Consider the following 21,408-nt stretch of genomic DNA (forward strand, 5'->3'; position numbering starts at 1 on the left):
CGAACCGCCGACGGTGGGATGCCGGCCCGCGTCTGCCCGGCCGACGGGCCCGAGGTCCGGATACCGCCTGGAGGATCCGCGCGAGGAGCCGTGCGGTCATCCGCGATGACGACTCACTCTGCCGGCAGATCGGGGGTCCCGTCCGCGCGAGGTGAGTGCTGATGCCCACCCTGACCGCGAACGAGGATTCCCGCCTCTCCCTCCGGCTGCGCGTGCGCGAGTTCGCCGTGCCGCCGGATTCCCGTCAGCACCGGACGGCGACGGCGGCGGCGTGGCCGTCCGGGACGGCCACGTCGCCGACCGTCCATCCCGGGGGCTGGGCGATCCGGTCCGCCCCGGTTCCGAGGTAGTCCAGCGTCAGCGGACGTCCGAGGCCCGTGCCGAGCCCCTTCAGGTACGCCTCCTTGCGGGCCCAGGCGCGGGCGAACGCCAGGGGCCTGTCCACCGCGTCGCACTCCCGCAGCTCGGCGGCCTCCCGCGGGTGCAGGAGCGCCCCGATCTCGTCGGCGACCGCCGGATCGGGGACCCGCTCCGTGTCCACGCCCACCGGCGTGGCGGCGAAGGCCAGCAGGCAGATCCCCCCGCTGTGGGACAGGGAGAAGTGGAGGGGGTTCCCGCGCACCGCGGGACGCCCGTGCGGCTCCGGGCACAGGGGGCACGGCAGCCGTTCCAGCGGCACGTCCGCGGGCCCCGTGCCGAGGTAGGCGCCCAGCAGGAGGCGCAGTCCCACGTGGGCACTCACGTAGACGTCCCTGTCCTCGGCCTGCCGGAACGCCGCGGCCCGCTCCTGCTCCCCGTCGTCGAGCACGACGCCGGCCAGCCGTGAGGCGTCGGCCGCGAACCCGTCGGCGCGCACGAGCCACAGGCGGGGCGGCCCGCCCGGCAGGGGCGGGGGGAGCGGGTGCTCCCACACGCCGTTCCGCAGCTCCGCGGGCCGCTCCACCTCACAGGTCGTCACGCGCACACCCTACCGAGGCCGGTTCCGGAGGCCCCCGGGCCCGGGCCTCGGCGCAGGTAGGCGGACGCGTACGCGTCCGCGACCAGGCGGTGCGGCGGGAGACCGGCGGCGCGGAGTCCGGTCGGCACCTCGCGGAGCACCGGGACGCCTCCACGGCCGCAAACGGCGCGGCCCTCGCCCTGCGCACCGGCAGCCGGGCCGCGCGGTGGGCATCCTTGGCGCCTCGAACACGGCGGGCGGGACGCCCCTGACGTGCCGGCCGCAGCCGCCTCCCCGAACCCGGCGCACATGCAGCGGGTCGGACCCGTGCTGTTTCGGGGCGGAGCTCGTTGTGATCAAGGGGCGCGCCGGCGGACCGGCGCGCCCTTGTCGCACGTCCACAAGGCGCACGCGCCTGTAGGGAAAGATTCGTACTTTTGAAGAGCGATCGTAGGGACTCCGGTTCTCCGTGGCACGTCACCGCCTTCCAGGTCCGGCCCGGGGAGCGCGGTGCCCCGGAACTGGTGGGCCGTGTCCGGGAGCTGCGGGCGAGGATCCTGTTCGACAACGGGCGGCGCCCGGACTTCCGGCGGCACGACGGCGGGTACGCCGACGACCAGGAACTGGACTTCGGCGCCTGGCACTTCGTGGGCAGGCACGGGCCGGACGGGCCGCCCGTGGGATACGTGAGGCTGTCCACGCCGCTCACCGGCGAGCTGTTCCAGTCGCGGGCCCACCTGGGCGCGGAGCGGTTCGAGGAGTTGCTGCGCGAGCAGGGGCTGGGCGTTGCCGAAACGTTCGAGCACAGCCGGCTGGTGGTCGAGCACCGGGCGCGCAAGCTGGGCCTGGGGATCCGGCTCAACGCGTCGGCGATCGCCGCCGCGCGCTTCCTGGGCGCGAAGGCCATGATCGGCACCTCGGGGACGGCGGACGGGCAGGACCGGTTCCACGAGCGGTTCGGTTTCCGGCCGGTCCGCGGGACCCGCCGCTACGTGGACCACTACACCGAGGACGTCGTCGTCATGCTGTACCGGGCCGTGGACCGCGCCGGGGAGTACGCCGACCTGGTCGAGGACCTGGAGGCGGCCTTCCCCGCGACCGCGGTGGCCTCCGACCGGGTGCGCCTGGACGGGCCGGAGGTGCGCCGGGCCTCCGCGACGGCGGCCGCCGCCAGCACCGGAGCCACCGGAGCTACCGGAGCCACCGGGGCCACCGGGGCCGACGCCCACGGGCCCCGCGACGACAGCGGTGACGGATGCTGGCAGCCGGTGCTCCACGAGCCGCGGCACGACCGGGACCGGCGCGCCCTCGACGCCCTGCTGGAGTCCGGCCGGGTCCGCCAGGTCTGCGACACGGTCGGGGAGCAGCTGCGGGAACTGGTCAGGAGCCGCGAGCCCGGCCGGGACCTCGCCGGCGGGGACCTCGACCGCGCCGTCCGCGAACAGCTCGCCGGAACCGATCCCCGCGACTACGGGACCTGGGCCTGGTACCCGTGGTCGGGCCGCCTGGTGCACCTGCTGCCGCGCGAGGAGTTCCGCCTCGTGCGCACCGACCGCAACCGCGGACGGATCGAGCGGCCCGAGCAGCGCAGCCTGTTCACCCGCCGCGTGGGGGTCATCGGTCTCTCGGTGGGCAGCAGTGCGGCCCTGACCCTCGCGATGGAGGGCGTCGGCGGCGCCTTCCGGCTGGCCGACTTCGACACCCTGAGCCTGTCCAACCTCAACCGGCTGCGCGCCGGCGTGCACCACCTGGGCCTGAACAAGTGCGTCATCGCGGCGCGCCAGATGTTTGAGATCGACCCCTGGCTGGACATCGAGATCCACCCCGGCGGCCTGACCGAGGAGACCCTGGAGGAGTTCTTCACCGGCGGCAGGGGCCCCCTCGACCTGCTCGTCGAGGAGTGCGACACCCCCTGGGTGAAGATCGCCGCCCGCGAACGGGCCCGCGCGCTGGGCGTCCCGGTCGTGATGGACGCCAACGACCGCGGCCTGCTGGACGTGGAGCGGTTCGACCTGGAACCGGACCGGCCGCTGCTCCACGGCCTGCTCGGCGGCACCACCTCCGACGACCTGGCCCGCCTCACCCGCCAGGAGACGGTCGACCTCATCCTCGACATGGTCGACCGGGAGCGGATCAGCCCCGAACTCGCCGCCGCCGTCCCGCAGATCGGCACCACGCTCAGCAGCTGGCCCCAGCTCGCCTCCGGCGTCGCCCTCGGAGGCGCCCTGGTCACGGACGCCGCCCGCCGCATCCTGCTCGGCCGGCCCCGCCCCTCCGGGCGCTTCTACACCGACCTCGAGGCCCTCACCGCGGGAGACCGGAGCACCGTCGCATGACCCTCACCCGCGAACTGCCCGCCGACACCCACACCGGGGCCGGCCTGCCGGTCCCGTTCACGGTCGCGGGTACCGCCGTCCACCTGCCCCCGACCGTCGTCACCAACGAGGACCTCACCCGGACCCTGGACACCACCGACGAGTGGATCGTGGCCCGCACCGGCATCCGCCAGCGCCGCCGCCTCGACCCGGGCCTGGCCACCTCCGACATGTGCCTGGCCGCCGCCGGACCCGCCCTGCGGGCCGCCCGCCTCACCCCCGCCGACCTGGACGCGGTCATCGTGGCCAGCTACACCCACGACCAGCCCCTGCCCTCCACCTCACTGATCGTCAAGGACGCGCTCGGCGCCCGGCGGGCCCTGGCGTTCGACGTCACCCAGGCGGCCTGCGCCTCCGGCGTCCACGCCGTGCTGCTCGCCGCCCACCTCCTGCAGAACCCTTCCGTCACCACGGTCCTGGTCCTGGCCGCCGACTGCGCCTCCCGCGTCACCCGCCCCGGCGACCGCACCGCCGGCGTCTTCTTCGGCGACGCCGCGGCCGCGGCCGTCCTCACCCGGACGGAGGCCGCCGGAGCCGGCCTGCTCTCCCACGACCTGGGGTCCCAGCTCTCGTACCAGGTGCAGATCGCCGCCGGCGGCTCACGCCTGCCCACCAGTCCCGACACCGTCGCCTCCGGGGAGCACTACCTCGCCATGGACGGACGCGCGGTGTGGGACACCGCCACCACCCGCCTGCCGCAGAGCATCACCAACGCCGTGCGCCGCGCCGGCCTCGCCCCGGCCGACATCGACCACTTCTTCCTCCACCAGGCCAACATCAACATCCTCGACCACACCCTGAGGGAGCTCGGCGTCCCCGCCGAACGCGCCCCCGTCACCCTCGACACCCTCGGCAACACCGGCGCGGCCGGGATGTTCACCGCCCTCCACCACGCCACCACCCGCGGGCGCCTGCGCCCCGGCGACACCTACGTCCTGTCCGCCATCGGCGCCGGATTCCACTGGGGCACCCTGTGCCTGCGCCACGGCTGACCGGCCCCCGCCGCACGGCCCCGCCCGATCCGCCGCCCTCCGCGCCCGCTCCCGCGCGCGGGGCCGGACCTGACCGGACCGGACCGTAGGCGGCCACCGCCCGACCGGCGCCCCGGCACCCTGCCGGGGCGCCCCTCCCTCCGGCCCTCGCAGCGGCTCTGCGCGCGGCCGGGGGCCCGGAGGGGCGGGCCTGATCCAAACCTGCGGGGCGGCCGCCGTCCCTCCGCATGCGAGCAGTTCCAGCTCGCTCCTGCCCGTCTCCCGGCCGGTGGCCGGCGCCGCGGTGCCGTCACGGCCGGCGGCGGTTCGGGGGCGTCCGCCACGGATGGGCCGCCTGGGGCCGCCTGCCCTCCTGCTTCCGGCCGACGTCGCCCCCCGTCTCGCGGCCGGCGCCGAGCTGCCGTCCCGGGTTCCGGGACGGGAACGACGTCGACGCGGACGGCGACCTGGTCCGGCCGGACGGGGCCGCCGGCGGGGGCGCGGGGCCGTCGGCGGACCGCCGCCGGGGCGGGTCAGGCGGCGGAGCGCCCGTCGGCCGGGCGGCGGCGCAGCGCGGGCTCCCGGACGGCGGGCGGGTCGTACGCCGTGTCGAGCGTCCCGACGTCGGCCCCGGGGGGCACGATGGCGTCGATCCGGTCGAGGATCTCGTCGCTCAGGACGGTCCCGGCGCCCGCGAGCAGGTCGTCGAGGTGGTCCATGGTGCGCGGTCCGATGATCGCCGAGGTGACGCCGGGGTGGGAGACCGCGAAGGCCAGGGCCAGGTGCGTCAGCGGCATCCCCGCCTCCTCGGCCAGGAGGACGAGCTCTTCGACGGCGTCGAGCCGGCGCTCGTCGTGCAGGTGCCTGAAGCCGAAGCGGGCCCGGTGGCTGTCGGCCGGCCGGCCCTTGCGGTAGCGGCCGGTGAGCAGGCCGCCCGCGAGGGGGCTGTAGACCAGGGCGCCCATGCCGTAGCGCTCGCAGACGGGCAGCACCTCGCGCTCGATGCCGCGGTTGAGGACCGAGTACGCCGGCTGCTCGGTGCGGAACCGCTGCAGGCCGCGCCGCTCGGCCACCCACTGCGCCTCGACGATGTCCGAGGCGGGGAAGGAGGAGGCGCCCACGGCCCGGACCTTGCCCGCACGCACCAGGTCGGTGAGGGCGGAGAGGGTCTCCTCGATGTCGGTGTCCGGCGCGGGCCGGTGGATCTGGAACAGGTCGACGTGGTCGGTCTGCAGCCGGCGCAGCGAGTCGTCCAGGGCGCGCACCAGCCAGCGCCGCGAGTTGCCCTGCTGGTTGGGGTCGTCCCCCATGGGGAGGTGGGCCTTGGTGGCGAGCACGACGGTGTCGCGGCGGCCCTTGAGGGCCTTGCCGACGATCTCCTCGGACTCGCCGCGCGAGTAGGCGTCGGCGGTGTCGACGAAGTTGACGCCGGCGTCCAGCGCCCTGTGGATGATGCGCACGGAGTCGTCGTGGTCGGGGTTGCCGATGGCGCCGAACATCATCGCGCCCAGGCAGTAGGGGCTGACCCTGATGCCGGTTCGGCCCAGCGTGCGGTACTTCATGGCTCTCCTCGTGCGGTGGCCGGGATCCGCGGCGGCGCGGTACGCTCGCTCAAGCGGAACAGCGTTCCGGAAAGAAGATACGGAACACTGTTCCGTTTAGCAAGGAGAGGTATCCGTGGCCGACGGCCCGACGAACGGGGAGCGTCCCCGCCGGAGCGTGCGCGCCGACGCGCAGCGCAGCATCGACACCCTGCTCACCGCGGCCGCCGAGGTGTTCGCCGCCTCCGGCGTGGACGCCCCCGTGCGGGAGATCACCGCCAGGGCGGGTGTGGGGGCCGGCACGCTCTACCGGCACTTCCCGCAGCGCTCGGACCTCATCGCCGCCGTCTTCCGCCACGAGGTCGACGCCTGCGCCGACGCCGCCCCCGCCCTCGCGGCCGCGTGCGAACCGGTCGACGCCCTCACCCGGTGGCTCCAGCGGTTCGCGGGCTTCATCGCCACGAAGCGCGGCCTCAGCGCCGCCCTGCACTCGGGGGACCCGGCCTACGACAGCCTGCCCGCCTACTTCCAGCAGCGCTTCGTGCCCGTCCTCGGCGCACTGCTCGACACCGCCGCCCGGGCCGGCCGCATCCGCTCCGACATCGACCCCGAGGACCTGCTGCGCGCGGTGGGCAACCTGACCCTGCCCGCCCAGGACGACGCCGACGGCCACACGCAGCGCATGATCGCCCTGCTCGTCGACGGACTCCGCTACGGCGCCCCCGCCGGGTCCGTCTGAGCAGCGGCCCGGCGGCGGCCTCCGCCCCGGCCTCCGCCCCGGCCGCCGACCGGTACGCCGCAGCCGTCGGACGCGGCCGCCCGCCGACCCCGGCCGCCGCCCGCCGACCCCGGCCGCCGACCCGCAGAGCCCGGACGGTCAGCGGGACGCCCCGCCCCCGGCCGCACGCCCTGCGCGGCCGGCCGGCCGAGCACGTACCCGGCGACGGTGCGCCAGCCGCTGTCGACGGTGAGGGAGCGGCCGCGGTCGGCGAACTGGTTCAGCCCGGGACGGCGGGGGAGTCCCCGTACGGCTTGTGGGCGGCGCGGGTCACGGCGTCGGGGACGGCGTGGTCCTCCTGGCCCGAGACGAGGAGCAGGGGGCCGCGGTCGGCGGCGCCCGTGCCGACGGCGGCGGGGGAGTTCCGGCTGACGTTGGCCAACGCGGCCTTGCACAGGCGGCCGCCGGGGGAGCGGATCGTGTGGCGCTCGAACAGCTCGTCGGACTCCTCCCGGCACACGGCGTTGCCGAAGCCGCAGCGGAACTGCGCCGCGGTCAGGGGGGCCGAGCGCCGCCTGTTCGCGGGATTGCCCAGCACGGGGAAGCCGGGACGCAACTGCGAGAACGGGAGGGCCTTGACGCCCTTGATCCGGGCGGGGCCGAGGGCGACCGCGGCGCGGGCCGGGCCCTGGCCGAGGAGCTTCTGGGCGATCAGGCCGCCGAAGGAGTGGCCGACGACCACGGGCTGCCGGTCCGGGGCGTCGATGACCCCGGCGCGTAGTGGGCGGTGGCGTCGTCGGTGCCGAGTCCGGCCACGGCCTCGGGACGGCGGCGGGCCTCCGCCACGGTGTCCGGCTCGCCGGACCGGCCAGGGGCCACGGCCCGCTCGGCGGGCGGCGGGCACCCCGGGGAGCGCCGGGCCTGCGCCCCCGTACCGGGACCGCCGGCGCCCCGGGAAGCACCGGCGGTCCCGTACGCGGGCCGCACACCCTCCCGTGCGGCCCGGAACGGCGGGTCACAGCCTCCCCCGGCCCTCCGCCCGGCCGGCGGCGTCGAAACCCGCACCCACGGGCCCGGCCCCCCAACCGCTTGCGGGGCCGGCGACGCCTCCGGCCGCAGGTCCCATCGTGCGGACCCCTGGCCCGCCGATCCAGCGCCGTGCCCTTTCCGCCCGGAGGGCCTTCCCCTTCGTGCAGGCGGACCGGGGCCGGCGCCCCTCCCGGGTGGTCACGGCCTCCCCGTCGGCACCGTCCGTCCGGCCCGGCAGTGCCGCCCGTCGTTGATGCACGCCACGACCTCGGCCATCCGGGAGTCCGACATCACGTCGATGAAGAGGGCGTGGCCGGTCGACGGGTCGTGCCGCTGCTCGGGGAAGGAGTCCAGCGCGACGGGGGTGCCGGGCGGGACCGCGTACGCGACCACGACCCGCAGGTGCGGCACCGGGAAGGTGCCCGGAGGGCACGAGCCCCCCGCCACGGGGAAGACCGCGTGGCTGCGGTGGTCGGCGCTGTCCGTGCGCAGCCCGTCCCAGCAGCTGGGGAAGTCCAGGGTGGTGGTCAGCCGGTGGCCGACCGGGCACCGCGTGTACCGCAGGGAGAGGCGGCCGGGGAAGCCCTCGCACCCCCACTCCGCGCGGGCGTGGGCGCCTCCGTCGGTGGCCGCCTGCGCGTCCCCGGTGACCAGCCGCAGGAAGCGCGGCATCGGCACGACCTGGCCCGTCGGGTTGCCGGAGAACCCGATGGACACCGAGGCGGGGTCGAGGACGGTCCCCGTGTTGCCGTCGGCCGCCGCCGCGCCGTGTGCGTCCCCGCCGCCGCCCTCGCCGCCCGGCACCCGCAGCACGGGCCAGAAGAACGTCGACCGGTCGCCGCCCGTGCAGGTCGTCCCGGCCGCCGCCAGGCTGTCGTCGGTGGAGAAGGCGTCGGTCGACAGGTTGCCCACGTAGTCGTGGGTGTGGTGCGCGCCCATGGAGATGCCGGGGGAGATCACGACGTTGTCCGCGTTGCGGTGGTGCCCCTCGTTCCGTCCGCAGTCCTCGGTCCAGGACCCGGTCGAGGCCCCGGGGGCGGGCGGCGGGTCGGCCACGGGGGCGACCTCGCGGATGTCGACGGACCACCCGGGTGCGGAGGCGGGGCCGGCGTGGGCCGGACCGGTGGAGCCGGGCCGCAGGACGCCCAGGCAGAGGGCTGCCAGGGCGGCGAGGACGGCGAGGACGGAGAGAGCGGCGAACGCCGGGCCGCGTGTCCGGTTTCCGGACATGATCCCGATCTCCATGCGTGCAGTGTCGCAGCGGCCGGGCCGCTTGGTCAAAGGATCAAGGACATCCCCGGCCGCCCGGTGTGCACGCCGGGCCCTGTCGGCGATGCGGATTTAAATCGGTATGTAATATGCAAGTTATGCGGATGGGCTTCGGACCGGACGGAGGCTCCGGGGCGCCCCCGCAGGGGTTCCGCCGCGAGGGGCGGGGCGTCCCCGCCGTCGGGGACGCCCCGCACCGGCCCGGAGGCGGGCGCCCCTCCCGCACGACATCCCGGAAGCCCGAGCCAGGAGTACCACTGATGCTGTCCCCCCAGGCCGCCCCCGTCGTCGAAGCGACCCTCCCCGCCGTCGGCGCCGCCGTCGGCGACATCACCGCACGCTTCTACGACCGGCTCTTCGAGGCCCACCCCGAACTGCTCCGCGACCTCTTCAACCGCGGCAACCAGGCCAACGGCGCCCAGCGCCAGGCCCTGGCGGGCGCGGTCGCCGCCTTCGCCTCCGCCCTGGTGTCCCACCCCGCGCAGCGGCCGGACGCGATGCTCCGCCGGATCGCCCACAAGCACGCCTCGCTCGGCATCGCCCCCGAGCAGTACGAGGTCGTCCACGAGCACCTGCTCGCCGCGATCGCCGAGGTGCTGGGCGAGGCGGTCACCCCCGAGGTGGCAGCGGCCTGGGACGAGGTCTACTGGCTGATGGCCAATGCCCTCATCGCCCTGGAGAAGGACCTCTACGCCGGTGCGGGCGTGCGGCCGGGGGCGGTCATGCGCCCGTGGACCGTCCTCTCCAGGCGCCTGGAGACCGACGACGTCGCCACGTTCCTGGTGCGTCCGGCGGACGGGGGGCCGGTGCCCGCCTCCCTCCCCGGCCAGTACGTCTCCGTCCAGGCCGAACTGCCCGACGGTGCGCGCCAGATCCGCCAGTACAGCCTCTCCGGCCACCCCGACGGCGCCCTGCAGTTCTCCGTGAAGCGGGTCACCGGCACGCCGGACGGAGAGGTCTCCAACCACCTGCACGAGCACGTCGGCGTCGGTGACACGCTCCTGGTGAGCCACCCCTTCGGGGACGTCACGCTGGGCGGCGGCGACGCCCCGGTGCTGCTCGCCTCGGCGGGGATCGGCTGCACCCCCATGGTCGGCATGCTCTCCCACCTGGCCGCCACCGGGGCCACCCGCCGGGTGATCGCGGTCCACGCCGACCGCGACCAGTTCGCGCACGCCTTCCGCCCGGACCTGCACCGGCTCGTCGGCAGGCTGGCCGACGCCGAGGCGCACATCTTCTACCGGAACCCGGTGGGGGAGTGGCCGGAGCACAGGAGCGGCCTCGTCGACCTCTCGACGGTGGAGGTCCCGGCGGGCACCACCGCCTACCTGTGCGGGCCCCTCCCCTTCCTGCGCTCGGTGCGCGGACAGCTCATCGAGGCCGGCGTCCGCCCGGCCGACATCCACTACGAGGTCTTCGGCCCCGACCTGTGGCTGGGCGCCGGGGCCTGAGGCGTCCGGGGGAGGTGCGGACGCGTCCGCACCTCCCCCGGACGGGGCGGCCGAAGCCGGTGCCGGCCGGTGTCAGCCGGCGGCGGCCGCCGCGTCCGCCCCCTGCGGGCGGTGGTGCGCCGGCGCGGGCAGGCTCAGGAGGAGCGGTCCCGTCGGCCCCGCGACCAGGTCCGCGATGGTGAGCTCGTCCAGGACCGCGTAGAAGGCCTCCTGCGCGCGCCGCAGGGCCCCCCGCAGCCGGCAGCCCGTGCGCAGCGGGCACGGCACCGCGTCGTCGCAGCCCACCACGTCGCCGACGCCCTCCAGCTCCCGGGCGAGCCAGCCGACGGAGAACGCCTCGGCGGACGTGCTCAGGGCCAGGCCGCCGCCCCGCCCGCGGCGGGCGTCCACGACCCCCAGCTCGGCCAGCCGGTGGACCGCCTTCGCCGCGTGCGTGTAGGGCACGGCCAACTGCTCGGCAGCCTCGCGGGTCGTCAGCAGCTCGTCCTGACCGGCCGCCGCAAGGCGCATGACGATGCGCAGGGACAGGTCGGTGAACTTGGTGAGCCTCATCCCGCCACTCTAGCAAAAATAGGCATTTCGCTGCCGACTTATCGGCCGTGCACCCGGCAGGGCCGCCGGTGCCCCGCAGCCCTGCCGCGGACCGTGAGGATTCTCTCGCCCGGGCGGGCGGGTGCGGTGGCGTCGCCGGCGCGGAGGAGGCCGGGTGGTCCCGCCGCCGGGGGCGACCGCATTCCGGTCGGTCCGCCACCCGGGGCCGGTCCGCCGCCGGGGTGCCCGGGCAGTCGTCGCGCCCTCTCGGGCACGTGGTCGAAGGGCCGGGGTCCCGCTCGTCCACAATGCAGGGACGGTACGGGCGACGCCGCCGCCCCCGGTCCACCCCATCGTCCCTCCGTCCGCCTCCCGGAGCAGCGCCATCGAACTCCCCGACATGTCCACGAGCGAGTCCCAGCGATTCCACAACGCCCTCGGCGAACTCGCGGTCCTGTACCGCAGCGCCGTCCGCACCGTCGCGGCGATCTCCCGCGGCCTCTCCCATTCGGCCCGCACGCTGGAGGCCCTGCGGGGTGACGTCCGGCTCGTCCGCGAGGACCGGGAGGCCGACGGCGCCCCGGAGGTCCCGCACGCAGCCGGCCTCCACCCCCGGGACGACGACCTCACCCCGCTGCACCTGGCGGCCTGCCTGGGGCCCCGCGAGGCGGCGGCGCTCCTGGCGGAGCTGGCCGGCGACGCCCCCGCGCAGCCGCCCCGTGCCGCTCCTCCGGCGGGCGCGGTCGAACGCTCCTGCGTCGCGCTGCTGTCATGGCAGTACCACGGGACCCCGGGCGTGGAGGGCTGGGAGCTGTTCGCCGGCGCGGACCGGACGGAGGTCGCCACGATGCTCGCCCGCATCGCCCTGCAGTTCGCCGAGGAGGCGGGCGTCGACGTCCCTGCCTGGCTCGCGCGGGCGGGCGCGGACGCGGCCGCCCGCTGAGGGGATCCGCCCCGGGCCGCGGCGGGGTCCGGGGGCGCCCGCCCGGCGGTGGTCCTACAGCAGGCCGCGCCGGAAGGCGTAGGCGACGGCGTGGACGCGGTTCCGCAGGGAGAGCCGCGTGAGGACGCCGTGGATGATGCTCTTGATCGTCCGCTCCGAGTAGTGCAGCCTGGTCGCGATCTCGGCGAGGTCGAACCCCTCCGCCAGCAGCCGCAGGATGTCCACCTCCCGGGTGGACAGGCCCGACGGTGTGAGGTTCCTGGGGGCGAGCACGTTCTGCTGGATCGACCCGATCTCCTCGACCAGCGCCCGCACCGCCGTGTCCGGCAGGTCGGCCTTCCCCTGGGCGCTGCGGAGGACCGCCTCGGTGATCCGGGAGAAGGTGGTCGAGGTGCGCGGGAGCAGTGCCACCACTCCGCAGCCGGCCGCCCGCACCAGCCGGTGCTCGTCCACGGCGTCCGCCACCAGGACGAAGCGCATCGCGGGGTTGGCCGACGTCCGGCGCAGCTCCTCCATCCGGGTCAGCACCTCGTCCGTCACCCGGTGTGCGACGACGAGGACGACGTCCGCCTCCCCGATGCGGTCGGGGTCGAGCAGGACCACCGACCTGTTCGACCGGAAGTAGGCGTCGGCCCCCTCGGCGGAGAGGTTGTCGCAGCCGACGACGGCGAGGCGCGGCCTGCCGTTCCTGGTGCCGGCCGTGGCCGTTGCACCGGCGGTGCCGGCGGGTGCGGGATCGGTGTCCATCGGGGCGTCCTGGGGGTTGGGTTCCGCGGTGCCGTGCGCGGGTGCGCGGCCGCTGGGGCCCTCCTGGCGGAGTTCCGCACCGTTTTGGTAGTTACAGTATCAACCACCAGAGTCGGACTCCGGTCATTGGAGGCCAGGTCAGCCGGGTAGCCTGGGGCGATGACGCAGACACCCCGCCCGCTCACCCGCCGTGAGGAGTACGCGCAGGCCACGCGCCGGTCGATCCTGGACGCGGCGCGGCGGCTCTTCGCCGTGCAGGGGTACTTCGCCACCAAGGTCGAGGACGTGGCCGCGGAGGCCCGGGTCGCCCCCGCCACCGTCTACGCGGTGGCCGGCGGAAAGCAGGGACTGCTCGGGGAGCTCGCGCGGACCTGGGTGCGGCATCCGGCGATGCAGACCTCCGAGGACTGCGCGGAGGGGACGGACGAGCCCGGCGAGGTCGTCCGGGGGATCGCCGCGGCCTCCCGCAGGATGCTGGACGAGGTCGGCGACCTGATCCGCGTCGTCACGGCCACCGCGCCGCACGACCCCGGGGCGGCGGACCAGCTCGCCCTCGCCCAGCAGGCCCTCCAGTACGCCTTCACCGCCGCGGGCCGGAGGCTCGGGGAGCTCGGCGCCCTCCGGCCCGGCGTGGACGCCCGGCACGCCGCCGACGTCCTCAGGTTCTACCTGTGCTACCCGTCCTTCCTCACGCTCCACGAGCAGAGCGGCTGGTCGTTCGACCGGGCCGAGACGTGGCTGGCCGAGCAGGCGTGCCGGGAGCTGCTGGGGCGGTGAGCCCGCGGCGCCTCGGGGTGCGCCACCCCGGCGCCGGCCGGCCGCGTCGCGGTTCCGTACCGGGCTTGCCCGGGTCCTCAGGGCACCACGGTGACCGGCCACCGCCCGGCGCGCACCAGCCGCACCGCCAGGGACCCGACCAGCCGGTGCCCGGTGTGCGTCGACGTGCCCACCACGACCGCGTCCGCCTGCAGCTCCTCCGCGAGCCGGGAGAGCTCCCGGAAGGGGTCGCCGCTCAGGGAGACGAACTCCACCCGCACGCCGGCGCCCCTCGCGCCCTCCTCCAGCTCCCAGCGGACCTCCTCGCCGATCTCCGCCAGGGTGCTCTGGAGGGAGGTCTCCGCGTCCGGGACGAGCCGGGCCGTCGCCGGGGTCCTGGCGACGAACGCCGCCACCAGCCACGCTCCCTGCCGCCGGGCGAGTCCCGCGCCGTAGGCCGCCGCGCGGAACGAGGTGGGCGAGCCGTCGACGCCCGCCGGCACGGTCCCCGGACCGTCGCCGCCCCCGTGCACACCGTGCGCTTCCATGTCCACCACCCTCGCACCGCCGCAGCCCCGCCGCGCGGTGCACCGTCCCCCGTCAGTCGGTTCCTCCCGCCCGGGCGGTCCTCCCCGGTCCGCCGGCCGGGGACGGCCGCGCAGGCGGGTCCCCGGCCGGCGGCGCGTCAGGACGCCCCGTCCATACCGTCGAGCAGGCGGGAGAGCGGGCTCAGCATCTCCTGCTGGAGCCGGGTAACCTTCGTCTGGGCGTCGCGCACGGCGGCCAGGACCAGCGCGGCGAGCTCCGCCGGGTCGCCGAGGGAGAAGACCTGGTCCGACATCTCCAGGTCCTGGAGTTCGCCGGTCCCGCTGACCAGTGCCCTCACCAGACCGTTCCCCGCGTGCCCGTCGACGGTCGCGCCGGCGAGGTCCTGCTGTGCGTTCACCAGGTCCTCCTGCACCTGGCGCGTCTGCTCCAGCAGGCTGGTGAGATCGGCCATCCCCTGCGGGGAGGCTGCGTCCTTCCGGTCCATCGTCCCTCTTTCGTGCGTGTGAGCGGTGTGCGGGTGTGCTGTCTGTCGGTGTACCGGCGGCCGGTGTACCGGCGGCCGGTGTACCGGCGGCCGGTGTACCGGCGGCCGGTGTGCGCGGGCGGGGCTCAGGCCAGGTACCACTTCTGGTTCTCGGTCCCCGCGCAGGTCCAGAGCTGCAGCGGCGCACCGCTCGCCGTCTGCCTGTCCCGCACGTCCACGCACCGGTCGGCCTGCCGGTTGACGAGGTCGTGGGCCTGGTTGAGGACGAACTGCTGGGCGGGGTTGCCGGAGCAGCGGGCCAGCTGCACCGTGGTGCCGCTGGAGGTTCCGCCGCCCGCCGCATCCATGCACAGGCCCATGGAGCGCACGGTGCCGTCGGCGTAGAACGCCCACTGCTGCCCAGCGGCGCCGCTGCAGTCCTCGATCTCCAGCGGGGTGCCGTCCCTGCCGCTGCCACCGGCGGGCCCGATACAGCGGTGGGAGCCGTAGCCCGCGATCCGGTGGGCAGCCGGCCCCGTCGGCGTCGTCGCCGGGGAGGCAGCCGTCCGCCGCGGCGCAGCACTGGCGGACGCTGTGGGGGACGGCCGTGCGGAGGGGGTCCGCGACGGCTGCTGCGTCTGCGACGACTGCGACGTCCCTGACGACTGCGACGTCCCTGACAGCTGCCGGCGCGGTGCCGGCGTGGTGTGACCGGAGGGCTCTGCGCTGCGGCTCGGCGAAGGCGTGGCCGACCTGGTCGGGGAACCCGGGGACGGACTCCCGCCGGAGGCGAGCGCGGTTCCGTCCCCCGGTCCCTTCCGCTGGTGGGCCATGAGCGCGCCGATGCCGAACACGGCGGCCCCCAGCAGGACGACCGCCAGGACGATCCCCGTCAGCCGGGGGAAGAATCCGCCCCCGGCCTGCTCCCCGGCCTGCCGGGAGAACGAGGCGAAGCTCCCCGCGAAACCCGGTATTCCAGGTCCCGAGGACCTCCGCTGATCAGGCTCTTCCACATCCGCGTCCTTTCTTCGGGTATTCCGGCCCATGGCGGGGCTTCCGAGTAAAGCGGCCGACCGGTCGCGGAAGGCGCACAGAGGGTTGTTCCGGGGCTTCCCGGGGCCTCTTCCGGAGGAGGGCGCCCGATACCGGGGACGGGCCGGCCGTGTGGCGGCATCCCTCCCGTCGGCCGGCCGTGCGGCGGCCCCCGGGAGGGGCGGGGACGGGGCGCCCGGTGTTCCGGCGGCCCGTCAGCTGCTCTTCCTCCCAAGCCTCACGGGCGTGGCAGGGCCGACGGTGGCTCACGCTACCGGACCTCCGGACGCCTGCGGTGCCCCGGAGGCGGTGCCGGGCCGCACCACCGGAAGGACGACCCCTTCGGGCAGTTCCTGCCCTTACGGGCACCGATTCCGCCTGTGGCCCGGCCGGACTCCCTCCCGTCATCCGCAGCGGTTATCGTCAGCCCCCGAACACGCCCCGTGCGGCCCCGGCGGGCGGAATTCCCCCGTGCGGAATTCCCCCGTTCCGGAGAAAAGGGGCCGGCAGCACCGCGAAGGATGTGATCCCGTGCCAGCCACCGACTCACACGGCGTCCTCTACAACGTGACCCCGTCCGAGCTGACGGCGTACGCCGCCAACTGCCGGACCACGGCGTCCGACGTCGCCGACAAGCTCGCGCACCTCAGGACCTACGTCGTGAGCCTGGAGAACGACTGGAGGGGCATCGCCGCCGACCAGTTCCAGACCCTCATGGCGGAGTACGACAACGCCGCCACGACCCTCCACACCGTGCTGACGGAGATCGCCGGAGGCCTCGACGGGACGGCCCTCAACTACGTCCAGTCGGACGACGCCGCCAAGCGGAACGTCATGAGCGTCCACATCCCCGGCGCCCGGCTCAGCTGAGACGGCTGCTCCCGCACACCCACCCGCGTACCGACGAGGAGGCACACATGGCCGAGATCGACAGCTCCCCCATCTACGTGGGCGAAGGCCTCGAAGCGGCAGGCCAGAAGATCAACGCCTCGGCCGCCGAGATCGAGGCCGAGCTCACCTCGCTCCGCTCCGCCCTCCAGCCGCTGATCGACGCGTGGGTCGCCCAGTCCTCCGAGTACTACCAGGAGCGCATGCACGAGTGGGACATGGCGGCGGTCCAGCTGTTCGGCGACAGCGTGCACGGAGGGGTGCTGGGGACCATCGCCGACGTCATGAACGTCAACTGGACCAACTACACCGAGGCCGAGGAGGCCAACATCAAGACCTGGCAGTACGGCGCGCGCTGACCACCGCCCGCCGAGCCCCCGGCCCCCCGGGACCCCGGTCCCCGGAACACCAGACCCCCCGAACCACCCCCCCCGCCGACTGCCGGCTGGGCACGACGAGGAAAAGCACGTGGACGAACGCTGCCAGCTGACGGTCGTGGGAGCACGCCGGCGCGTGGACCTCGCGGTCCCCGCGCACGCCCCCATCGCCGAGTACGTCCCCGCGCTGCTCCGGCTGTGCGGCCAGGACGAGGACGACGACACCTTCCCGTCCGCGTGGTCCCTGGCCCCGGCCGGGGCCCCGGCCATCGCCCCCTGGTCCTCCCTGGCGGAGGCGGGCGTCCTGGACGGGGCCACCCTGTACCTGCGGGACTCCGCCGCGGGGGAGACCGACGAGCCGGTCGTCCGCGACCTGGAGGACATGGTCGGGGCCGTCGGCGCGCCGGACGGCCTCTGGAACGCCTCGCGCCGGGCCTGGACCCTGGTCGTCGCGGGCCTCCTCGCCCTGGTGGCCGGGGCCTGCGTCCTCGCCGCCACCCGCAGCGGCGAGCCGGTGGCGGGGCCGGTCTCCGCCGCCGCCGGACTGGGCCTCGCCCTCCTCGCCGGGCACGCCGCACGCAAGGGCTGGCCCGTTCCTTCCGGCGTCCGGCTCGTCCAGGCGCTCTCCGCGGTCCCCCTGCTCGGCGCGGCCGGCTACGCCCTGCCCCCGGCCCGCGGCGGCGCCGCCGCGGCGGCCGTCGCGGTCTGCGTCCTCACCCTGCTCGGCGCCCTCGTCGCGCGCCTCGCCGTCCCGCACGCCGCCACGCTCACGGTGCTCGCCGGCGCGGCGCTGGCCCTCCCGCTCTCCGTCGTCCTGCTGGTCCTCCACGCGAGCCCGGCCGAGGCGGCCGCCCTCACCGCGCTGCTCTTCCTCGGCGTGCGCGCCGTCGCGCCCACGGCGGCGGGGTACCTGGCGGCGCTCGCCGCCCCCGCGCCCGACGACACGGCCTCACCCGAGGAGATCCCCGCACTCGTCCTCCGCGGCCACCGCGTCCTGGCGGTGCTGGCCCTGCTCTGCTCCCTGGTGATCTCGGCCTGCCTGCTGGTGCTGGGTGCCGCCGACAACCCCTTCGCCCTCACCCTCGCCCTCGCCCTCAGCCTCGCGCTGCTGCTGGGCGCCTCCCAGCTCAGGCCCGCCGCCGCAGTGGTCCCCCTCGTCCTGGCCGGGGCGCTGGGGCTGAGTGTCCTGCTGCTGCAGGTGCCCGGGCGCCTCGGAGCGCCGCACTGGACCGGCCCCGCCTGCCTCGCCGCTGCGGGCCTCGCCTGCGTCGCCCGCGGCCTGGGCGCGGCCTTCGGCGGCCGTGACGAGACGGAGGCCCGTGAGCGTCCCGTCTGGGCCGCATCGATGGCCCTCTCCCTCTCCCTGGCCTGCGTGCCGCTCACCGTCGGGGTCTTCGGGGTCTTCGGCTACCTCTTCGGCCTCGGCCGCTCGATGTAGGCGGAGGGCACGGTCGTCATGAGGAGCACCTTCCAGCGGGTCGCCCGCAGCGGCTGGGGCACCCACCGCACCATCGCGGCCGCCCTCCGGGCGGCCGCGGACGGCTCCGTCGTCTCCGTACAGCCCGGCGTCTACCGCGAGTCCCTGGTCCTGGACCGCGACGTCACCCTCGTCGCCGAGAAGGGGCCGGGCACCGTGCGCGTCACCGCCGTGCACGGGCCCGCCGTCCTCCTCGGCGGCGGCACGGCGGTCCTGCGCGACCTGGAGGTCGAGGCGGCGGACCCCGCGGGCGCCGCGGTCCTCGTCCGGGGCGGCGTCCACCTGCTGGAGCACTGCGAGGTCGCCGGGGGCGTCGAGGCCGCCCACGACGCCTCCCTGACGCTCCGTGACTGCACGGTGCGCGACACCGCCCGCAGCGCCGTCGTCGTCACCGGTACCGCGAGCGCCGTCCTGGAGGGGTGCACCGTCCGCTCGGCCGAGGGCCACGGGGTGTCCGCCGGCGACGCCGCCCGCGTGGACCTGCTCCGCACCCGCGTCGAACGCGTCGCCGGGGCCGGCGTGCTGATGCAGGGCGAGTCCTCGGGGACGTTCGACGGCTGCTCCGTCAGCCGCACCGGCGGTCCGGCCGTCCTGGTCCGCACCCCCGCCCACCCGCTGCTGACGGACTGCCGCCTGCACGACACCGGGGCCCAGGGCCTCCGGGTCGAGGACCCCCCGGGGCGCGCCGGCGCCCCCGCACCGGCCGCCCCCGCCGAGGAGCCCTCCTCCGCGGGCCAGGAGGAGCACCGCGTCCGGCTGGAGCGGTGCGAGGTCTTCGCCACCGCCCACGAAGGCGTCCTGCTGTCCGGGGGCGCGGCCGCCCGGCTGCGCGACTGCCACGTGCGGGAGACCGGCGGCGCCGGCATCACCGCGGCCGACGACGCCCGGCTGGAGCTCGACGGCGTCCGCGTCGTCGACGCGGGGGGCACCGCCCTCGCCGTCGTGGACCGCGCCGAGGCGGTCGGCCGGAACTGCACGCTCGCCCGCCCGGCCGCCAACGGCCTGCACGCCGTGGGCGCGGTGTCCGTCAGGATCGACGGGTCCGAGGTGTCCCGCACGGCCTTCACCGCCGTCCACCTGGGAGGCGGGGCGAGCGCCGAGATCCTCGACACCCGGATCCTGGACAGCGCCGAGCACGGGGTGCGGGTGCAGGACGGCGCCTATCTCCACGGCGAGGAGCTGCGGATCGAACGGGTCCGCATGAACGGCGTCGACGTCCACGAGGCGGACGCCTCGCTCCGGCACTGCACGGTCAGCCGCTCCGCCACCGGGGTGAGGCTGCGGACGAGGCACCGCCCGCTCCTCGACGCCTGCCGCATCGAGGACTCCGACCGCAGCGGCGTCGAGGTCGCCCCCGGCACCTCGGCGCTGATCCTGGGCGGGCGGGTCGAGCAGGCCGGGCTGGCCGGCGTGTTCCTGGACGAGCGCAGCGAGGCCTGGATCGAGGACCTCGAGGTCACCGGGGTCAAGGGCAGCGGCATAGTCCTCTGGACCGGCGCCAGGCCGCGGATCCGCTCGGCGCGGATCTCCTCCACCGGCAAGAACGGCGTCTACGTCCACGACTCCGCCGCCGGCGTCCTGGAGGACTGCACTGTCTCCGGGACCGGCTTCCCGGCGCTCTCCGTCGGGTCCGGCGCGTCGCCGGTCCTGCGCCGCTGCACGGTCCAGGACACCGAGGAGGACCTGTCGCTGGCCGACGGCGCCGCACCTGTCATCGAGGACTGCCGCGCCGTCCGCGTCGCCGTCAGCACCCTCCCGGACGCGCCGGCCGCCCCCGGGGCGCGGCAGGCCGCCCGGTCCGGCGCCGGCGCCGCAGAGGCCGGCGCCGGGCACGAGGCCCCCGCCGCCGGGTCGGACCGGCTCCCCGAGCTCCTCGCCGAACTCGGCCGGCTGGTCGGCCTGGATCGGGTCAAGCAGGAGGTCGCGTCGCTGACCAAGGTCATGCAGCTGGTGAAGCAGCGTCAGGAGGCCGGTCTGCAGCCCCCGCCGCTCAGCAGGCACCTGGTCTTCGCCGGCAACCCCGGGACCGGCAAGACCACCGTCGCCCGGCTCTACGGGCAGTTGCTGGCCGCGCTCGGCCTGCTCGCCCGTGGCCACCTGGTCGAGGCCGACCGCGGGCAGCTGGTGGGCGAGTACGTGGGACACACCGCGCCGAGGACCACGGCGGTGTTCCGCAGGGCGCTCGGCGGGGTCCTGTTCATCGACGAGGCGTACGCCCTGGTGCCGGTGGGGCAGTCCTCCGACTTCGGGCAGGAGGCGGTCTCCACCCTCGTCAAGCTGATGGAGGACCACCGCGACGACGTGGTGGTGATCGCGGCCGGCTACCCGGACGACATGGAGCGCTTCATCGGCTCCAACCCGGGCCTGGCCTCCCGTTTCACCCGCACCCTGCGCTTCGACGACTACTCCTCCCGGGAGCTCGTCGAGATCGTGGAGCACCAGGCCGCCAGCCACCAGTACCGCCTCGCCGCCGAGACCCTCACGGCACTGCACGGCTACTTCGACGGCCTGGAGCGCGGGGAGCGCTTCGGCAACGGCCGCACGGCGCGCCAGGTCTTCCAGCAGATGACCGAGCAGCACGCCCAGCGGGTCGCCGACCTCGACGCGCCCGACACCGAGGCGCTGACCCTCGTGCTCCCGCAGGACCTCCCCCCGGCGGCGCTCCGGTGAGCCGCCGGGGGAGGGCCCCGCGTCCCCTGCCGGGGACGCGGCTAGGACAGCGGCGGCGGCTCAGGGAACTTCGCCGCCCGGTCGATCTGGCCGTAGGTCTGGCCCGTCCGGTTGACCGCTCCGACGTACTCGCCCAGCAGCTCGATGACATTGGCGATCTGGCCGAGCGCCCTCTGCTGGGCCGGGATCATCTCGTGGGCGAACATCCTGGCCATGCCCTGGATCGGGCTGGGCGTCTCGATGACCTGCGTGGCGTAGTACGTGGGGTCCTTGATCCAGTCGGTGTCGTTCTGTCCGTAGATCGTGTCCTGCCCCGTCGAGGCCAGCGCCTTCAACGCGTCGAATTCGCTGATGGTGCTCCTGATGTGGCTCATCATGTTCTCCTCCATCGTCCGGAGGCTCCCCAGCACGACCCTGAAGGGGCCGCTGTCCGCCATGGTGTCGGACACCCCCCCGCCGCCGGATCCCGGCGGGTCGGTGTTGAACGACGGAAGAGCGTCCCACTGCACCGTCACGTTCGGGACGAGGTAGCTGTAGTCCGTCGGGGGGATCGACAGGTCCGGGGGCGTCTCGTCCTCTTCGACCGGCGCGTTCGGATCGATCGGATTCGGGTCGTACATCGACGTCGCCATTGCTCTCCCTCTTTCTCCCGATCCGCCGTGCGCGGCTCCGGAACGGTCGCCC

General features: G+C 75.5%; 20 protein-coding genes. 10 read left to right on the forward strand and 10 right to left on the reverse strand.

Going from position 1 to position 21,408, the window contains the following annotated elements; genetic code table 11:
- Window positions 1–244 precede the first annotated feature (244 nt).
- Window positions 245–958, reverse strand: coding sequence for a 4'-phosphopantetheinyl transferase family protein (locus ACFY07_RS23040; protein ID WP_390871192.1), 714 nt, complete (start codon window positions 956–958; stop codon window positions 245–247).
- Between the two features lie 416 nt (window positions 959–1,374).
- On the opposite strand from ACFY07_RS23040, the gene ACFY07_RS23045 reads away from it, so the two are divergent.
- Window positions 1,375–3,273: a ThiF family adenylyltransferase gene (locus ACFY07_RS23045; protein ID WP_390871194.1), complete on the forward strand. Its 1,899-nt coding sequence runs from the start codon at window positions 1,375–1,377 to the stop codon at window positions 3,271–3,273.
- A complete protein-coding gene (locus ACFY07_RS23050; protein WP_390871196.1) occupies window positions 3,270–4,304 on the forward strand; it encodes a 3-oxoacyl-ACP synthase III family protein in 1,035 nt (344 codons plus the stop codon). The genes ACFY07_RS23045 and ACFY07_RS23050 overlap by 4 nt, the downstream gene beginning before the upstream one ends.
- A gap of 512 nt (window positions 4,305–4,816) precedes the next feature.
- Here the strand turns inward: ACFY07_RS23050 and ACFY07_RS23055 are convergent.
- Window positions 4,817–5,845 (reverse strand): aldo/keto reductase, encoded by a 1,029-nt coding sequence (locus ACFY07_RS23055; protein WP_390871197.1) that lies wholly within the window; start codon window positions 5,843–5,845, stop codon window positions 4,817–4,819.
- A 115-nt stretch (window positions 5,846–5,960) separates the two neighbouring features.
- Here ACFY07_RS23055 and ACFY07_RS23060 point away from each other — a divergent pair, with 115 nt between their 5' ends.
- Window positions 5,961–6,563 carry a TetR/AcrR family transcriptional regulator gene (locus ACFY07_RS23060; protein ID WP_390871199.1) on the forward strand — a complete coding sequence of 201 codons (603 nt, stop codon included), beginning with the start codon at window positions 5,961–5,963 and terminating at the stop codon, window positions 6,561–6,563.
- 259 nt (window positions 6,564–6,822) lie between these two features.
- Here ACFY07_RS23060 and ACFY07_RS23065 read toward each other — a convergent pair whose 3' ends face one another.
- Both ACFY07_RS23065 and ACFY07_RS23070 read right to left on the reverse strand, forming a co-directional pair.
- Complete coding sequence (locus ACFY07_RS23065; RefSeq protein ID WP_390871202.1) at window positions 6,823–7,446, reverse strand: alpha/beta fold hydrolase; 624 nt, start codon at window positions 7,444–7,446, stop codon at window positions 6,823–6,825.
- Between the two features lie 323 nt (window positions 7,447–7,769).
- Complete coding sequence (locus ACFY07_RS23070) at window positions 7,770–8,816, reverse strand: DUF1996 domain-containing protein (RefSeq protein ID WP_390871204.1); 1,047 nt, start codon at window positions 8,814–8,816, stop codon at window positions 7,770–7,772.
- Between the two features lie 284 nt (window positions 8,817–9,100).
- Between ACFY07_RS23070 and ACFY07_RS23075 the strand changes: the two genes are divergently transcribed.
- Window positions 9,101–10,291: a globin domain-containing protein gene (locus ACFY07_RS23075; protein ID WP_390871206.1), complete on the forward strand. Its 1,191-nt coding sequence runs from the start codon at window positions 9,101–9,103 to the stop codon at window positions 10,289–10,291.
- Between the two features lie 72 nt (window positions 10,292–10,363).
- Here ACFY07_RS23075 and ACFY07_RS23080 read toward each other — a convergent pair whose 3' ends face one another.
- Entirely contained in the window at window positions 10,364–10,843 is a 480-nt protein-coding gene (locus ACFY07_RS23080) for an Rrf2 family transcriptional regulator (RefSeq protein WP_230654707.1), read from the reverse strand.
- A gap of 379 nt (window positions 10,844–11,222) precedes the next feature.
- On the opposite strand from ACFY07_RS23080, the gene ACFY07_RS23085 reads away from it, so the two are divergent.
- Entirely contained in the window at window positions 11,223–11,765 is a 543-nt protein-coding gene (locus ACFY07_RS23085) for a hypothetical protein (protein ID WP_390871208.1), read from the forward strand.
- 54 nt (window positions 11,766–11,819) lie between these two features.
- Here ACFY07_RS23085 and ACFY07_RS23090 read toward each other — a convergent pair whose 3' ends face one another.
- Window positions 11,820–12,512: a response regulator transcription factor gene (locus ACFY07_RS23090; RefSeq protein ID WP_390871210.1), complete on the reverse strand. Its 693-nt coding sequence runs from the start codon at window positions 12,510–12,512 to the stop codon at window positions 11,820–11,822.
- Window positions 12,513–12,671: 159 nt separating this feature from the next.
- Between ACFY07_RS23090 and ACFY07_RS23095 the strand changes: the two genes are divergently transcribed.
- Window positions 12,672–13,289 carry a TetR/AcrR family transcriptional regulator gene (locus tag ACFY07_RS23095; protein WP_390871212.1) on the forward strand — a complete coding sequence of 206 codons (618 nt, stop codon included), beginning with the start codon at window positions 12,672–12,674 and terminating at the stop codon, window positions 13,287–13,289.
- 77 nt (window positions 13,290–13,366) lie between these two features.
- Here ACFY07_RS23095 and ACFY07_RS23100 read toward each other — a convergent pair whose 3' ends face one another.
- The 3 genes from ACFY07_RS23100 to ACFY07_RS23110 form a co-directional block, all read right to left on the reverse strand.
- Complete coding sequence (locus ACFY07_RS23100; protein WP_390871215.1) at window positions 13,367–13,816, reverse strand: universal stress protein; 450 nt, start codon at window positions 13,814–13,816, stop codon at window positions 13,367–13,369.
- Between the two features lie 137 nt (window positions 13,817–13,953).
- On the reverse strand, window positions 13,954–14,301 hold the full coding sequence (locus ACFY07_RS23105) for a YbaB/EbfC family nucleoid-associated protein (RefSeq protein WP_390871217.1): 348 nt from the start codon (window positions 14,299–14,301) through the stop codon (window positions 13,954–13,956).
- Between the two features lie 125 nt (window positions 14,302–14,426).
- Entirely contained in the window at window positions 14,427–15,326 is a 900-nt protein-coding gene (locus ACFY07_RS23110) for a ricin-type beta-trefoil lectin domain protein (protein WP_390871219.1), read from the reverse strand.
- Window positions 15,327–15,843: 517 nt separating this feature from the next.
- On the opposite strand from ACFY07_RS23110, the gene ACFY07_RS23115 reads away from it, so the two are divergent.
- The 4 genes from ACFY07_RS23115 to ACFY07_RS23130 all read left to right on the forward strand — a co-directional run bounded on the left by ACFY07_RS23115 (window position 15,844) and on the right by ACFY07_RS23130 (window position 20,724).
- Window positions 15,844–16,182, forward strand: a complete 339-nt coding sequence (locus ACFY07_RS23115) for a WXG100 family type VII secretion target (protein WP_390871221.1) — start codon at window positions 15,844–15,846, stop codon at window positions 16,180–16,182.
- Between the two features lie 47 nt (window positions 16,183–16,229).
- Window positions 16,230–16,559: a WXG100 family type VII secretion target gene (locus ACFY07_RS23120; protein WP_390871222.1), complete on the forward strand. Its 330-nt coding sequence runs from the start codon at window positions 16,230–16,232 to the stop codon at window positions 16,557–16,559.
- A gap of 109 nt (window positions 16,560–16,668) precedes the next feature.
- Window positions 16,669–18,015 (forward strand): type VII secretion integral membrane protein EccD, encoded by a 1,347-nt coding sequence (gene eccD, locus ACFY07_RS23125; protein ID WP_390871224.1) that lies wholly within the window; start codon window positions 16,669–16,671, stop codon window positions 18,013–18,015.
- Window positions 18,016–18,033: 18 nt separating this feature from the next.
- The gene (locus tag ACFY07_RS23130; RefSeq protein WP_390871226.1) at window positions 18,034–20,724 is read left to right on the forward strand and encodes a right-handed parallel beta-helix repeat-containing protein; all 2,691 of its coding nucleotides are present in this window, start codon (window positions 18,034–18,036) and stop codon (window positions 20,722–20,724) included.
- Between the two features lie 41 nt (window positions 20,725–20,765).
- Here ACFY07_RS23130 and ACFY07_RS23135 read toward each other — a convergent pair whose 3' ends face one another.
- Window positions 20,766–21,356, reverse strand: a complete 591-nt coding sequence (locus tag ACFY07_RS23135) for a hypothetical protein (RefSeq protein ID WP_390871227.1) — start codon at window positions 21,354–21,356, stop codon at window positions 20,766–20,768.
- Window positions 21,357–21,408: the final 52 nt, after the last annotated feature.

This window comes from Streptomyces sp. NPDC001380, from assembly GCF_042895785.1.
GTDB lineage: Bacteria > Actinomycetota > Actinomycetes > Streptomycetales > Streptomycetaceae > Peterkaempfera.

Excerpts from the sequence above, each read along its gene's own strand:
- ACFY07_RS23055 (WP_390871197.1), bottom strand. The coding sequence starts at position 5,845 with ATGAAGTACCGCACGCTGGGCCGAACCGGCATCAGGGTCAGCCCCTAC.
- ACFY07_RS23095 (WP_390871212.1), top strand. The coding sequence starts at position 12,672 with ATGACGCAGACACCCCGCCCGCTCACCCGCCGTGAGGAGTACGCGCAG.
- ACFY07_RS23105 (WP_390871217.1), bottom strand. The coding sequence starts at position 14,301 with ATGGACCGGAAGGACGCAGCCTCCCCGCAGGGGATGGCCGATCTCACC.
- ACFY07_RS23120 (WP_390871222.1), top strand. The coding sequence starts at position 16,230 with ATGGCCGAGATCGACAGCTCCCCCATCTACGTGGGCGAAGGCCTCGAA.
- ACFY07_RS23070 (WP_390871204.1), bottom strand. The coding sequence starts at position 8,816 with ATGGAGATCGGGATCATGTCCGGAAACCGGACACGCGGCCCGGCGTTC.
- ACFY07_RS23075 (WP_390871206.1), top strand. The coding sequence starts at position 9,101 with ATGCTGTCCCCCCAGGCCGCCCCCGTCGTCGAAGCGACCCTCCCCGCC.
- ACFY07_RS23135 (WP_390871227.1), bottom strand. The coding sequence starts at position 21,356 with ATGGCGACGTCGATGTACGACCCGAATCCGATCGATCCGAACGCGCCG.
- ACFY07_RS23090 (WP_390871210.1), bottom strand. The coding sequence starts at position 12,512 with ATGGACACCGATCCCGCACCCGCCGGCACCGCCGGTGCAACGGCCACG.
- ACFY07_RS23085 (WP_390871208.1), top strand. The coding sequence starts at position 11,223 with ATGTCCACGAGCGAGTCCCAGCGATTCCACAACGCCCTCGGCGAACTC.
- ACFY07_RS23050 (WP_390871196.1), top strand. The coding sequence starts at position 3,270 with ATGACCCTCACCCGCGAACTGCCCGCCGACACCCACACCGGGGCCGGC.
- ACFY07_RS23130 (WP_390871226.1), top strand. The coding sequence starts at position 18,034 with ATGAGGAGCACCTTCCAGCGGGTCGCCCGCAGCGGCTGGGGCACCCAC.
- ACFY07_RS23100 (WP_390871215.1), bottom strand. The coding sequence starts at position 13,816 with ATGGAAGCGCACGGTGTGCACGGGGGCGGCGACGGTCCGGGGACCGTG.
- ACFY07_RS23110 (WP_390871219.1), bottom strand. The coding sequence starts at position 15,326 with ATGGGCCGGAATACCCGAAGAAAGGACGCGGATGTGGAAGAGCCTGAT.
- ACFY07_RS23080 (WP_230654707.1), bottom strand. The coding sequence starts at position 10,843 with ATGAGGCTCACCAAGTTCACCGACCTGTCCCTGCGCATCGTCATGCGC.